Here is a 14,844-nt window from a genome sequence, read left to right as displayed (position 1 = left end):
AAACGGCTCAGCATAAATAGAATCTCAATATAAAAAACACCCCAGCGACTATGAAGCAGCTGGGGTGTTTTACGATGTAAAAGGCATTTTAATTGATATTAAGCATTGTTTAGCTGACGGGCTGCTTCTAACGCAAAGTAAGTCAAAATACCATCGGCACCAGCACGGCGGAAACCAATCAGAGATTCTAAAATCACAGCATCACTCAACCAGCCGTTCTGGATAGCAGCCATGTGCATGGCATATTCACCAGAGACTTGATAGGCAAAGGTCGGTACACCAAAGGTGTTTTTGACTTCACGGATGAGGTCTAAGTATGGCTGACCTGGCTTGATCATGACCATGTCAGCGCCTTCATTGATATCCATCGCGACTTCATGCAATGCCTCAGCACGATTGCCAAAGTCCATTTGATACTGCTTTTTGTGGCCACCTTTTAAGTTGCCAGCGCTACCAACAGCATCACGGAATGGACCATAGTAAGCAGAAGCATATTTGGCTGAGTAAGCCATGATTGCAGTATTAACAAAGCCTTCTGCTTCAAATGCATCACGCATAGCTTTGATACGCCCGTCCATCATGTCACTAGGAGAGATGATATCAGCACCAGCACGGGCATGTACTAGGGCTTGCTTGACCAATACTTCGGTGGTTGCATCGTTGATCACATAGCCACTATCGTCGAGCAAACCGTCTTGACCGTGCGATGTATAAGGGTCTAGTGCTACATCAGTCATGACGACCATCTCTGGTACGGCATCTTTGACCGCTTTGACTGCACGTGCAGTAAGACCATCCTCGTCGTAAGCAGCTTTACCATCAGGGGTTTTTAATGCATTGTCAATGACAGGGAAGATGTCGATGGTGGTGACACCCTCTGCCAAGAGCTCTTTGGCATAATTAATAAGCAAATCGATTGATAAACGCTCAACACCCGGCATGCTAGAGATCGTCTCGCGCTGATTGTCGCCTTCTAATACAAAGACAGGCGCGATAAAGTGCTTGGGATGTAGTTCGACTTCACGAATCATTGCTCGTACATTGTCGTTATAGCGTAGACGACGCAAGCGAGTGGCGGGGTATTGGCGGTTAAAGGTATAAGTCATGATGTTTCCTTATTTGATTTTAATCATTGTTATTTATCAGCTTGATTAAACAAGCTGTTTTACAGCATATGTTTTCTATAGAAAGGGCGCTAGGGTATGCCTTTAATGTCATTTTTCTACTATAACCAAAAGTACATTATAAAAGCAAAAAGCCCTACCAAGTCGGTAGGGCTTTTTGTACATATCGACTATCAATGTGAAGGAAATCACCTCACACTATTTATGAGTGTTTAAGGCTCAACAATCTGCGTGACTGGTACTTGCTCAACACTGGTTTCGTTAAAAGTCGTCTGTTTGGTAACCACGCCTACGGCAGCGTCTTTTTTACCATCATTATTGACATCAACGACAGCGGTTGGCCTAAAGGTAGCCGTTTCCGATGGTTGCGCCTGCTTAATGGCTTTTGCTTCTTGTGCAGAGGCAACTCGCGCTGAGCTAGCTGCATCGATAGCGTTCGCCGCTTTTGCTTTATTGCTATTGGCAGGTAGATTCACCAATTGCACTAAGTTCTTATGCGGAACAGGAATCACCGTAGGTACATCCAGATTAGCACCGCCGCCCAGCACTTGGTATAGCTCGACTTGGCTGACGATTTTTTGCAGCTCTAAGTCCAAAATACCTTGCTGGGTTGAGAATAAAGAGCGCTGCGCATCGAGCACGTCCAAATAGTTGTCAATACCTGCTTTAAAGCGTGCATCGGCAATCTGATAGGTCTGCTCAAAATTGTCTTGCAAGCGATACTGTGCTTCGAGCTGCTCGCCCAATGTGGCTCGTGTCGCTAGTACGTCTGATACTTCACGGAACGCAGTTTGGATAGACTTCTCGTAGCCTGCGAGCGTTTGTTCACGCTCAATTTTAGCCACATCGTAATTGGCATCCAAACGACCAGCATCAAAGATAGGCACGCTAATGCTTGGACCAAATGACCAGCCGACAGCGCCGCTTTTGAATAAATCATCTAAACTGCCGCTACTGACCCCAATACTACTGGCTAGGCTGATAGACGGGAAGTAAGATGCACGTGCCACTTCGATATTGGCACCAGCGGCTTTTAGGTTATATTCTGCTTGCAGTACATCTGGGCGATAACGTAGTAATTCACTTGGTAAGCCAGCACTAAATATCTGCTGACTAGTGATGTTACTGACAGCTGGTGTTGGAATCAGATTGGTTGGAATCGGTCCACCCACCAAAAACTGCAAGGCGTTACGTGATTTTAAAATGCCGCTTTGCGCCCGTAGGACAGCAAGCTTGGCATTTTCTAAGGACGCGCTAGCTTGCAAAGATGGCAGCTTAGGATCAATGCCTGCCTCATAGCGTTTGTCCGCGATAAACAGTGATGTCTCACGACTTTCAACCGTGGCTTCTGCCAGCTTTAACTGCGCTAAGCTATAGCTCAAGTTAGCATAGCTTTGAGCGATGTTACTAATCAGGCTGATTTGGGTCGAATCTTTGGCCGCTGTGGTGGCCAAGAAATTCTGTAGCGCCTGATCTTTTAAGCTAGCAATTTTACCCCAAAAGTCCAGCTCGTAATTAGCCAGTCCTAGATTGACGTTATAACTACTGCTGGGATTTTTGTTGGTTCTATTTTGTGCTTGACGTGTGTAGCCACCACTACCATTAATAGCTGGTAGGTCATTAAGGTCAGTAATTTGATACTGGGCACGTGCTTTTTCAATCGCTAAACGAGCACTTTCAAAGTCTTTGTTGTTTTCAAGACCTAACGCAATCAGACCCTTTAAACGCTCGTCGCTATAGTAATTCTGCCAGCGCTGACCTGCAATACTTGCTTGATCGGCACTACTCACCGTTTCTTTATCGAACGCCCCGTAGGTCTGTTCGATAGGGATATTTGGCTCAGCAAGCACAGGGCGCATATCTGCTTTTGGAATCGTGTTACAAGCAGCCATGCTCAGTGCTAAAGCGGTCAAACCAATTAGACGACCACCATTTCTGCGCATTCGTGAGCGCACTGGTTGTGCAGTGGTAGTCATGCTCGCTACCGCTGCTGAGTTGGTGTTAAATATTTTTTGAGCACTCATTGTGTGTTGTCTCCAAAGCTTGCAGGCTGATAACTCTCAGAAGGCGTTGGGTTTTGTGGGTCAGGCGTACCATGACCATCATCTTTATCATTTGGCTTGTTATTCTCGTATTTGTGCGGGAACAAACTCCGTACCCAAATATAGAACATAGGAATAAAGAAAATACCTAACAATGTCGCGGTAACAACCCCACCAAGTACACTAGTACCGATGGCGTTTTGACTGCCTGAGCCAGGGCCTGTGGCGATGAATAATGGCACAACCCCCAGTCCAAAGGCAAGCGAGGTCATGATAATCGGACGCAAACGTTGTCGCGCGGCTGTCATAACAGCCTCTCTCAGACTATAACCTTCCTCTTGGTGCTCTTTTGCAAACTCAATAATCAAGATGGCGTTTTTAGCGGATAGACCGACGACTGTGAGTAGACCTACCTGCAGATAAATATCATTACTAAAGCCACGTAGCCACGTAAAGATGACTGCCCCTAATACCCCAAGTGGGATGACCAGTAGTACAGAGAAGGGGATAGACCAACTCTCATACAAGGCTGCTAGACATAAGAATACTACTAAGATTGAAAGCGCATAAAGCATCGGCGCTTGGGCACCTGACTTTTGCTCTTCAAGTGACATACCTGTCCACTCATAGCCCACACCTTCAGGTAGCTTCTCCATCATCGCTTCCATCGCACCCATCGCTTCACCAGTACTCAGACCAGGTGCAGCACTACCTTGAATATTCATTGACGGTAAGCTGTTATAACGGGTCAGACGTGGTGAGCCAGACTGCCATTCGCTGCTAGAGAAAGCATCAAATGAAATCATTTCACCTATATCGTTACGCACATACCACTTGCCGATATCTTCAGGATTAGTACGACTGCTCGGTTCACCTTGGATAAAGACGCGTTTAATACGGCCACGATCGACGAAGTCATTAATATAACTTGAGCCCCAAGCGGTAGAAATAACACTATTAATACTAGCTAGTGACAAGCCATAAGCGGCGGCTTGTTCCTGATTAATATTCACTTTTAGCTGTGGTGCATCTTCTTGACCATTTGGACGGACGCCCGCAACTTGGTCGTTTTGCGCAGCCATACCAAGCAGCATATTGCGTGCTTCGAGTAGACCTTCATGTCCAAGGTTACCGGTGTCCTGAATCATTAAGTCAAAACCACTGGCGTTACCAAGTTCGGTAATGGCTGGCGGTACAATCGCAAATACTTGTGCTTCATTTAATTGGGTAAAGAAGTAACCCATGGCGCGATCAGCGACCGCCTGTGCAGTGTTTTCTTCACCAGGGCGATCAGCCCAATCAGATAAACGTACAAAGGCCAGTCCCATATTTTGCCCTTGTCCTGCAAAACTGAAACCTGCGATCGTAAAGACTGAGGCAATATTGTCTTTTTCTTGGGTAAAGTAATAATCACTGACTTTATCGAGTACCTCTTGCGTTTCATCAAGCGTTGAACCAGCAGGTAGCTGAACCAAGGTAAACATAATACCTTGATCTTCTTCTGGTAGGAACGAGCCTGGGATACGTAAGAATACCACCGCCATAATACCGATAATGGCTGCATAAAGAATTAAATATAACCACTTAAAACGGAAGCTTTTGCCAACGAAGTTTTCGTAACTGCGGCTGGTTTTATAAAAAGAGCGGTTGAACCAACCAAAGAAGCCTTTCTGCTCTTCGGTATTGCTCTTATCATGGCTCTTACTACGTTTTAGTAAGGTCACACAGAGGGCAGGGGTAAAGATAAGCGCCACTAAGGCCGACAGCACCATACTGGTAATCAAGGTGATGGAGAACTGACGATAAATCACACCCGTTGAGCCACCAAAGAACGCCATCGGTACAAATACGGCAGATAGAATCAATGCAATACCGATAACGATTTTACTGATCTCACCCATCGATTGTACGGTAGCATCCTTGATGGAAATATCAGGATCTTCCTCCAAGATACGCTCGACGTTTTCGACGACGACGATGGCATCATCGACCAGCAGACCGATGGATAGCACCATTGCAAACATGGTCAAGACGTTAATACTAAAACCAGCAATATAAAGGACAGCAAAAGTACCAAGTAGTACCACAGGTACAGCGAGAGTAGGGATAATCGTTGCACGCCAGTTCTGTAAGAAAATGAACATGACGATAAACACGAGGACAATTGCCTCAATCAGTGTCATAACCACTTGTTCGATAGACAGACGCACAAATGGCGTGGTGTCATAAGGAATTACTGTCGTTAGACCCGCTGGGAAGTTTTTTTCCAGCTCTGCCATACGGGCACCAACGGCTTCACGAGTCTCGAGAGCGTTTGCACCACCAGCCAATGAAATACCAAGACCGGCTGCTTCTTTACCATTGTATAGCGACACGACACCGTAGTCTGCACTACCAATCTCAACATCTGCCACATCACCTAAGCGCACTTTTGCACCAGAAGAATCAGTTTTTAGTAGAATGTTTTTAAATTCGTCAGGCGTTTGTAGATAGCTTTGAACGGTAACAGTAGCATTGATAACCTGTTGAGTAGTATCAGCAGGTGCTTGCCCTAACTGACCTGCAGATACTTGCGCGTTTTGTGCACGTACTGCATCAACCACATCAGATGGCACCATGCTATAACTGCGCAAGCGGGCTGGATCTAACCAGATGCGCATGGCATAAGCAGAACCAAATACTTGTACTTCACCAACCCCTTCGACACGGCTTAACTGATCAACAACATTTGAGTTAACATAATCAGCGATATCCGCACGATCCATACTGCCATCTTCAGAAATAAAGCCTTGCACCATTAAAAAGCTGCTAGAGGATTTATTAACGTTGACGCCTTGACGTTGTACGGGTTCGGGCAGTGAGCTCATGGCGGCTTGGAGTTTATTCTGTACCTGTACCTGTGCCGTGTCAGGATCTGTACCGTTTTCGAAAGTGAGCGTGATTGATGCACCACCATTCGAGGAGCTCGATGATGACATATACATCAGACCATCAAGACCCTTCATGCGTTGCTCAATAATCTGAACAACTGAGTCTTCAACCGTTTGAGCGTTAGCACCAGGATAGGTTGCGCTGACTGAAATCGTCGGTGGTGCAATACGTGGATACTGCTCAATCGGTAAGTTAATAACCGATATCACCCCGATGAGCATGACTAAAATAGCCATGACCCATGCAAAAATAGGGCGATTAATAAAAAAACGTGACATAGTATATCCCTAGTCTTCCTATCTTTGAATGGAATTAGTTAGCGGTAGAGTCTGCTGGTTTCTGAGCAGTGGCATCTTTGCTAGCTGGCTTATCCATCGCTTTAGCAGCTTGCGGCGGCGTCTGGGCATTAGGAGCACCTTCTTGAGCTGGTGCTGGGTTTGGATTCTCTAATGGCTTAACGACTACCTCTTGTTCAGGCTTAACTTTTGAGCCGCCGATAACAACTACCTTGTCCCCTGCTTGTAAGCCATCAGTGACAACCCACTGGCCTTCATAGGTACCATTAATAGTGACAGGACGCACTTGGATTTTATTATTTTCATCAACGATGTAAACTTGCGTCTCACTTTTTGGTGTACGCATGACTGCGCTTTGCGGTACCAATGCAGCATTGGTAATCACGCTCTGTGTCAAACGTGCCGTTACGTACATACCAGGCAGCAAGATATTATTGCTGTTTGGGAAAATAGCACGCAAGGTCACAGCGCCTGTTGATTCATCAACCTTTGCTTCAGACAAAGCAAGCTTGCCACGTTCTGGGTAGACCGAGCCATCTTCTAATACCAACTCAACCGAATTCATACCTGGCTGTGCTTTGCCCTCAGCGATTTGCTGACGCAGTTTTAATAGCTCAGAGGATGATTGACTGATGTCAACATAGATAGGATCTAAGCGTGAGATAGTCACCAGCGGATCAGGCTGACCTGCGCTGACCAAAGTACCAGCCGTGACACTAGAGCGGTCCGTACGACCTGTCAGCGGAGCACGTACGATGGTACGGTTAAGATCTAGATTACTAGCATCTAAACCCGCTTGAGCAGTTTGAATACCAGCTTTTGCACTTTCGATACCTGCTTGTGTCTGTCCAACAGCGGCGGCCGCACTTTGTACCGCTGCTTGTGCAGTACGTACTTGTGTTTGTGCTTGTTCATACTGCTGCTTTGATATGGCGTCGATGCTGACCAAGCCTTGTAAACGCTGTAAATCATTCTGTGCTTGGGCCAATGATGCCTGACGGCTGGCTAGCTCGGCTTTTGCATTGGCATTATTTGCTTGTGCTGTCTGGTAGTTGGCTTGTGCTTGTTGCACCGCTGCTTGACCACTGGCGACAGAAGAAGCGTAGTTATCAGTATTGATACGATAAAGTGGCTGGCCTTTTTTGACGTTGCTGCCTTCACGGAACAATACTTCGTCAATAACGCCATTAACTTGTGGGCGGACGTCGGCAGTCTGATAAGCTGTGGTACGTCCAGAGAAAGTCTGTACTTGAGGTACAGTATCAAGAGTAATAGTCTGGACGTTGACAACCGCAGGCGGCATCTGCTGCTGTGCGGCATCTGTGCCAGCGGCGTCCTCGTTTTTGTCACAGCCAATCAGTACAGCTCCAGATAGTACAGATGCTATTACAAGCGCAAGAGTAGAGTGCTTCATCAATGTCCTCGGCAATAGGTATAAAATAAGTAATGACAGTATAAAAAATTTATCAATAAATCTAAGCGTATTGAATATAAAAATTAGTATTGACTCTAATCACCCATACTTTCTTGGCTAAATTTGTTCTTAATAATATGAATTTAGCAAAACATCACTACTAGAACTCCTAATAGCGATATAAGTATCAAGTATCGGTGTAAGACTCTTCAGCATCAAAGATGTAGCTCAACCACAATTTTGATTAGTAAATTTAACGAGTAATTATAAACTATAGGGATAACCCCACAGTCAAGTAGTTGAGCGCAGGATTTATGGTTAGACACAGTAATATCAGCTTTTGTGAATAAATTAAATGCTGTCATGGCAAGCGCCATCTCCATTAACAGCTAATGCACAGTCATACAATGGACAATGAGAAATAATTGTAAACTTTTGTGAAAATAGCATATCCATACAGATATTAAGGTCTTTAAACGATGATAAATAAGGCTTGTAAACAAAACAAAAATTTTAGCAACTATTAAGTGTGACCATTAACATAATTGCCCATTAATAGTCTTGGTCAACAGTAATTGCCGCTGTATCTCCGTAATAGCCGCTAGTATTAACGGCTGTTACGACAATACTCATTACAGCAAGCGTGCGCTAGCCAATTCAGTCAATTGATATAAGCCGGTACGATAACGATTGTCAGGTAGCGTACTCAGTGCTTGTTGCGCCAGTTTAGTTTCTTCCCATGCCCGCTGTTTACAGTAATCTAACGAGCCTGACCCACGTACCAATGCAATAAGTTGCTCAGCGTTCGGTGTCTTTCCTGTCTGTACAGCGACACGCAATTGCTCATAGCCTGCCTTGTCATTGTCTTTTAAGAGCTCAAGGGCTTTGATGGTAGGCAGGGTTGGCTTGCCTTCCGCCAAGTCATCACCAAGGTTTTTGCCCATCAGCTCGCTATCACCACTATAATCAAGAACATCGTCTATAATTTGGAAGGCATTACCAAAGTGCTGACCAAAATCGCCTAAAGCCTGCATATGTTCTACTCTGTCTTGTAAAATCGCAGCGCCCTGAGTGGCCATCATAAACAGACGCGAGGTTTTACCGTCAATAATGCGTAAGTAGTCCTCTTCTGTCGCGGCAGGATTATGCTGATGCTGGAGCTGTAATACTTCACCTTCAGCAATATCACAGGTACCATCTGAAAATACCTGTAATAATGGCAAGCTTTGAAAGCCAACTAATAAGTTGAAGGCACGAGCAATCAGATAGTCACCGACCAATACTGCGGTGGCATTGTCCCATGTGGCATTAGCCGTTGGCTTACCACGGCGCTGTCCTGACTCATCAATTACATCATCATGAACCAAGGTCGCTGTATGCAGCATCTCGGTAATCGCTGCTAAATGCATGGCTTTTTCTGAGGGCTTGTCATCAAACATGCGTGCACATAACAAGGTAATCAGCGGGCGCATGCGCTTGCCACCGGCATTAATCACATGCTGTGAGACGCTCATTACCAGTTGAACTTTGGAATTAAGACTGCCGAATACTTGCTTGTCCATAATCTCAAAATCATCCGCCACGATACTTTGAATATCCGCATAATTAGGCATTGATTGAGTCATTGAATCTGTTTTATGTGAAGGGGTGCTGGTCATAATAAATAGTCATATTAATAAGAATAAAGAGAATTTTTTATAGCCTTGGCTTTATAGATAGATAAGGCATTATTTTCTATAATAGCATAGCTAAGCCTTTAGATTGTCGGTTAAAACGTGCCTAGAACATCGCGAATATTTTTCACATAAGATTTACTATATATATAAATCGACATAAAAACTGTAAAAATTGGCTGAAATCGCACTGATATAAATGATCATTTATCGGCTACATTTAAGGTCATACAAGAGATGCATAAAAGGCTGTAAGTCGCTGATTATATAAGTTATAATAGCCGCTATTATTATATAGTGTTTTTTTGTTGGAGTAGCATCTTGGATGCGCTCCTAATCAGCAATAGATATAATAAAAAGTGAGGTGGTTATTCATTTAACTATCTTACAAAAATCAGTCAAACAAGTGAGATAGACGGCTTGCTTTTATGAGCAAAAAGCCGTAAAATCTTGCCTTTAATTTTTCCCTGTCGTGTTCGTCGTAAAAGCGTTGGTATAACATCAGCCACGGCACACGGGTTAAACGGAGTCATACAATGTACGCAGTAATCAAAACTGGTGGTAAACAGCACCGTGTAGTTGTCGATGAGTTGCTTAAAGTTGAACTACTAAAAGCAGAAACTGGCGCAACAATCAAATTCGAAGACGTATTGATGATTGTTGACGGTGAAACTGTCAAAATCGGTCAGCCTATCGTTGAAGGTGCTAGCGTTGAAGTTGAAGTGGTTGAACATGGTCGCGGCGAAAAAATCCGTATCGTCAAGCACAACCGTCGTAAGCATTATCACAAAGAGCAAGGTCACCGCCAATGGTATACCTTGTTAAAAATCAAAGCCATTAATGCCTAATTATCCACTTAGCAATTACTGCTAAATAGCGCACTAAATGCTTAAGAGTTATCGCATCAGCGATAAGTCACATTAACAAGGAGATTTTCCCATGGCACATAAGAAAGCTGCCGGTTCAAGCCGTAATGGTCGTGATTCAAACCCAAAAATGCTCGGCGTAAAAATCTTTGGTGGTCAAACCATCGTTGCCGGTAACATCATCGTTCGTCAACGTGGTACAGAATTCCACGCAGGCGAAGGCGTTGGCATGGGTCGTGACCATACTTTATTTGCACTGAATGACGGTGTGGTAAAGTTTGCGACCAAAGGTAAGTTCAACCGTCGTTATGTAATGGTTGAAAGCGCATAATTGCCCATCTAGGTTATTTTAGTCTTTGACTCAAATAATCCGATGACTAAAAAGCCTCTATTACCGTTCGGTAGTAGGGGCTTTTTGCTTAGTTGTTTTCGTCGTGGTTATGGATGCTAAAATAGCTTAACCCTGTTAAACAACGTTAGGAAATGATGAATAGTCGAAAATTCATTATCCATACGCTTTACGATTGTGCCGCCACTATGATCAAAAAAGTGGTCAAAAAAGTAGTTACAAGTGTGTATGGCAGCCGTAGTAAAGATTGCAAATCATGACTAGGCGTGTAATAAAAAAACTGGCACACTGTCGTCATTGTTTATTAGCAGCTATTTTATGGTGGCTAGATAAACATTTATGGAAAGCAAAAATTTTAATAAGAAGTTTTACTTTTAAGCGATTATGCATTTTTAGAGAGGATTTATGATGACTTTACTAACGAAACAGACGACTACAAAAAAAACCTTAAAACAAAAAATGATGAGCGGTGCTTTAACGGGTGTATTAATGACATCGCTTGGCGTCGCAGCGCCAATGATGGCTTTGACCCAATCAGCTACTGCTGCACCAGCTGATAATTTAACCGCTGCTAAGCGTTTAAACAAGCTGCTGACAAATACCAAAAGCATGACGGCTAATTTTAGCCAAACGACCAAAGGCGCAAGCAGTGGTACTTTTACTGGTACGATGAGTGTACAACGTCCAAATAACTTTCGCTGGGAAACAAAGTCGCCGTCACAGCAATTGATCGTTGCTAATGGTAACTCAATGTGGGTCTATGACAAGGACTTAGAGCAAGCAACTAAGCAAAACGTTGACAGCCAAGTCGGTAATACGCCAGCACTGCTTTTATCAGGCGACCCAAGCCAAATAGACAAGAATTTCAAAATTACCCAGCCATATGATAATAAAAACTACTACGTGCTGTATCCAAAATCAGATAGTGCCAGTTTTAAGAGCTTATCAATGAGTTTTAGCGGTGGTAAGCCAGTGATGATGGTGCTAAATGATAGCCTTGGTCAGACTACGTCCATCAAATTTAGCAGTATTAAGCTAAACCCAAGCGTCAGCAGTAGTCAGTTTAAGTTTACGCCACCAAAAGGCGTTGATGTTATCAATCAATAACAGGTAGTTATCAAGAGACAATTCTTAAAAGTTAATTCTTGAGAGCCAATCAAAGACTTTCTTGATTAAATAAAAAAGACAGATCCTATGCGGTCTGTCTTTTTTTTTAAGTGAGATTATCTGAAGAATAACGCTCAATCTCCTCTATACCATGTTTTAAATGCTTAACGCTTTTTAAATATTTAACGTTTTAAAGGCTCAAGATATCGCTTTGATGGCATTCATATCTGGCATCGGTGGTAACTCGCTCAACTCATTCAGTCCAAAGGCATCTAAAAATTGTTGTGTGGTGTGTAGCAATGCTGGGCGACCAAGAGTATCTTTATAACCATCCTCTTTAATCCATCCTTTATCAAAAAGCTGGCGTAATATATTGCTGGATAGCGTCACACCGCGCACGTGCTCTATGTCGCTACGGGTCACTGGCTGCTTATAGGCAATCACACTAAGCGTCTCAAGTAAGGCTTGGCTTAAGCGTTCTTGCCGCTGCGGGAAGATGCGTTGAATTAAGGCACTGTAGTTATTCGCGATTTGCAGTCGATAACCGCTGGCAGTTTCGTGCAAGCTTAGCACACCCGTATCCAAGCGCTGTCCGAGTAGCGTCAAAGCCTGCGTAAGCTCTTTAGTGGTTAAAGATAGGTGTTTTCTTAAAACAGTGGCGGTGAGGGGCGTTTCTGACGCATGTAATAGCACTTCAATATGCTTGCTTATGTCTTCTAGATGCTGTCGCTGCTCATCGGTCAATGACAGTAAAGCGGTAGATAATGAAGATGGTTTGTCATGATCTTGCTTGGTATTGTCAGTATCTGTCATTAGAAAGTGACTCTTGTTAAATAATAATGTGTATCGATATTTATAGGAATAGGCAAGTGGATAATAACTAGGCCAACCACTGTAATGTTAAGGGTTTAGTATGACGGTCTTCAGCCTCATCATTGTCAGTGGTAGGATGGCTTTCCAAATCAGCATTAACGATACCAATCAACTGTCGTTTTATCAGCTCCAGTATGGCAACGAAGCTGACAACCACACCTATTTTACCTTGTGCTTTATCTAGTAGCTCATAAAAAGAGTGTTCACCATCCGTGCTGAGTTGTCGGCTAATACTGGCAATACGATCAGCAAGGGGAACAGCATCGACTTTGATGGTATGCATTTGATAATCTGGTTGTAGCTGCATTTTAAATAAGCTATCAATCAAAAGGTTTGGCGAATAGCTTGGTAATTCAGCATTCATAACATCTTGACTGGGCATACTGACCATTGCCAAAAACACATCACGCTCAAGACGCACCAGATTATCTAAGCGTTGACTGGCTACTTTGATTTGTGCATATTCTTCAAGGCGCTCAATCAGCTCTGCTTTTGGATCACGCTCATCGCTCGGAGTTTCAGGCTTGGGCAGCAACAGCTCAGTTTTAATCGCAATCAACGTTGATGCCATCAACAAATAATCGCCGGCCAATTCAAAGTGTTCGGTATCTAATTCGCTGATATAAGCCAAATACTGCTCAGTAATGGGCAATATCGGCATTTGGGTCAGATCAACGTTATTTTTTTTGACCAAATATAATAAAAAATCTAAGGGTCCGGCAAACTGCTCAAGCCAAATGGCAAACGCTTGCGGTGGTACATAGAGATCTTCTGGGAGATGTTGTACGGATGTCTGGTAAATACGTAGAGACATGTCATTGACAACTGAACTCTCGTGTTTGCGCTTGGTATCTAAAGGCTTAGCGGCTTGAGGCGCACTTAGAGAACAAGCTGCTTTTGGTAAAGCCGCTTGTTCATTTTTTAGCTCAGTCTGCACGCTTAATATCCATCTTGGTTAACATCATCAAACGATTATTTAAGTTTTGCAAGTGGACGGATACCAATGGCACGACGAGTTTTGTCTAATTGCTTGCGACTATGGCGACGGGCTTTATCTGCACCCATTTGTAAGATCTCTTCTAGTTCTTTTGGGTTTGCCATCAGTTCTTGATAACGCTCACGGAATGGAGCTATTTCCGCATTTATTTTTTCAAACAAGGCTTGTTTTGCATCGCCCCAGCCGATACCAGCGGCGAACTGCGCGCGCATATCAGCAATCTCTGTAGGAGTAGCAAAGGCTTTGTAAATCTCAAAAATAGCCGAATCGTCAGGATCTTTTGGCTCGGAAGGCAGTTGTGAGTTGGTCACAATTTTCATGATGGCTTTATTCATCTGTTTTTCGGCACTGACTTGCGGGTTAGAGTCACCAAATAGCGGGATGGTATTACCATAACTCTTACTCATCTTGCGACCATCGAGACCCGTCAATAATGGGATATCGTCATCTACAACCGCAGCTGGTAAGGTGAACAGCGTTTTATAGCGATGGTTAAAGGTACCAGCAATATCACGTGCCATTTCAACATGCTGAATTTGGTCGCGACCGACAGGTACATGTGTGGCGTTAAACATCAAGATATCTGCTGCCATGAGTACAGGATAGCCAAACAATCCCATATTAATACCTTGATCAGGGTCGACATCTTCTTTTTTCATATTAATATCGACTGCTGCTTTATAAGCATGAGCACGATTCATTAAACCTTTGGCACAAGAACAGTTTAAAATCCATGCAAGCTCTGGTATTTCTGGTACATCTGATTGACGGTAAAAAGTGACGCGCTCAGGATCAAGACCACAAGCAATCCAAGTCGCCGCAATGGCCTTGGTCGACTCATGAATAATAGCAGGATCATAACAGCCGATAATGCCATGGTAATCTGCTAAAAAGAAGAATGCTTCGTCGTCACTGTTTTGGATAGACTGAATGGCTGGACGAATCGCTCCAACGTAATTTCCTAAATGCAGAGTACCAGTCGGTTTGATGCCCGTTAAAATACGTTTGGCTTGTGTTGAGTGATCAGAAGCTTGGTTGTCAGAGTTCTGGTTAGCAGAAATATGATTATTATTCATGGCAAATCCGTTATTTGGTTCATCAAAGTTTTATTTATAAAAGTTTCGTTGTTCAATTTATGATAAATTCATTGTTATTTATATACAGGCAATAGA

At 43.6% G+C, this 14,844-nt stretch carries 11 protein-coding genes; 3 read left to right on the top strand and 8 right to left on the bottom strand.

What is annotated here, in order from left to right:
• Nucleotides 1-98: 98 nt before the first annotated feature.
• The 5 genes from hemB to JMX93_RS02300 form a co-directional block, all read right to left on the bottom strand.
• The gene (hemB, locus tag JMX93_RS02320) at nucleotides 99-1,106 is read right to left on the bottom strand and encodes a porphobilinogen synthase (RefSeq protein ID WP_499203718.1); all 1,008 of its coding nucleotides are present in this window, start codon (nucleotides 1,104-1,106) and stop codon (nucleotides 99-101) included.
• Between the two features lie 230 nt (nucleotides 1,107-1,336).
• Nucleotides 1,337-3,148, bottom strand: coding sequence for an efflux transporter outer membrane subunit (locus JMX93_RS02315; RefSeq protein WP_499203717.1), 1,812 nt, complete (start codon nucleotides 3,146-3,148; stop codon nucleotides 1,337-1,339).
• The gene (locus tag JMX93_RS02310) at nucleotides 3,145-6,375 is read right to left on the bottom strand and encodes an efflux RND transporter permease subunit (RefSeq protein ID WP_499203716.1); all 3,231 of its coding nucleotides are present in this window, start codon (nucleotides 6,373-6,375) and stop codon (nucleotides 3,145-3,147) included. The genes JMX93_RS02315 and JMX93_RS02310 overlap by 4 nt, the downstream gene beginning before the upstream one ends.
• 34 nt (nucleotides 6,376-6,409) lie before the next feature.
• On the bottom strand, nucleotides 6,410-7,807 hold the full coding sequence (locus tag JMX93_RS02305) for an efflux RND transporter periplasmic adaptor subunit (protein WP_193012913.1): 1,398 nt from the start codon (nucleotides 7,805-7,807) through the stop codon (nucleotides 6,410-6,412).
• A 632-nt stretch (nucleotides 7,808-8,439) separates the two neighbouring features.
• Nucleotides 8,440-9,465: a polyprenyl synthetase family protein gene (locus JMX93_RS02300; protein WP_499203715.1), complete on the bottom strand. Its 1,026-nt coding sequence runs from the start codon at nucleotides 9,463-9,465 to the stop codon at nucleotides 8,440-8,442.
• Between the two features lie 551 nt (nucleotides 9,466-10,016).
• Here JMX93_RS02300 and rplU point away from each other — a divergent pair.
• The 3 genes from rplU (at nucleotide 10,017) to lolA (ending at nucleotide 11,802) form a co-directional block, all read left to right on the top strand.
• Nucleotides 10,017-10,328 (top strand): 50S ribosomal protein L21, encoded by a 312-nt coding sequence (gene rplU, locus JMX93_RS02295; protein ID WP_010199185.1) that lies wholly within the window; start codon nucleotides 10,017-10,019, stop codon nucleotides 10,326-10,328.
• A gap of 91 nt (nucleotides 10,329-10,419) precedes the next feature.
• Nucleotides 10,420-10,677, top strand: coding sequence for a 50S ribosomal protein L27 (rpmA, locus tag JMX93_RS02290; protein ID WP_193011160.1), 258 nt, complete (start codon nucleotides 10,420-10,422; stop codon nucleotides 10,675-10,677).
• A 426-nt stretch (nucleotides 10,678-11,103) separates the two neighbouring features.
• Nucleotides 11,104-11,802, top strand: a complete 699-nt coding sequence (gene lolA / locus JMX93_RS02285; RefSeq protein ID WP_193011203.1) for an outer membrane lipoprotein periplasmic chaperone LolA — start codon at nucleotides 11,104-11,106, stop codon at nucleotides 11,800-11,802.
• A 198-nt stretch (nucleotides 11,803-12,000) separates the two neighbouring features.
• Here the strand turns inward: lolA and scpB are convergent, their stop codons facing one another.
• The 3 genes from scpB to JMX93_RS02270 form a co-directional block, all read right to left on the bottom strand.
• Complete coding sequence (gene scpB, locus JMX93_RS02280) at nucleotides 12,001-12,546, bottom strand: SMC-Scp complex subunit ScpB (protein WP_499203746.1); 546 nt, start codon at nucleotides 12,544-12,546, stop codon at nucleotides 12,001-12,003.
• Between the two features lie 136 nt (nucleotides 12,547-12,682).
• On the bottom strand, nucleotides 12,683-13,489 hold the full coding sequence (locus JMX93_RS02275) for a segregation and condensation protein A (protein WP_499203745.1): 807 nt from the start codon (nucleotides 13,487-13,489) through the stop codon (nucleotides 12,683-12,685).
• 158 nt (nucleotides 13,490-13,647) lie between these two features.
• Nucleotides 13,648-14,748 (bottom strand): tryptophan--tRNA ligase, encoded by a 1,101-nt coding sequence (locus JMX93_RS02270; RefSeq protein WP_499203714.1) that lies wholly within the window; start codon nucleotides 14,746-14,748, stop codon nucleotides 13,648-13,650.
• Between the last annotated feature and the right edge of the window lie 96 nt (nucleotides 14,749-14,844).

This window comes from Psychrobacter muriicola 2pS (assembly GCF_904846535.1).
Classification (GTDB): domain Bacteria; phylum Pseudomonadota; class Gammaproteobacteria; order Pseudomonadales; family Moraxellaceae; genus Psychrobacter; species Psychrobacter aquimaris.
The sequence above is the reverse complement of the archived record's forward strand: the minus strand, read 5'-3'. Positions and strand labels throughout refer to the sequence as shown.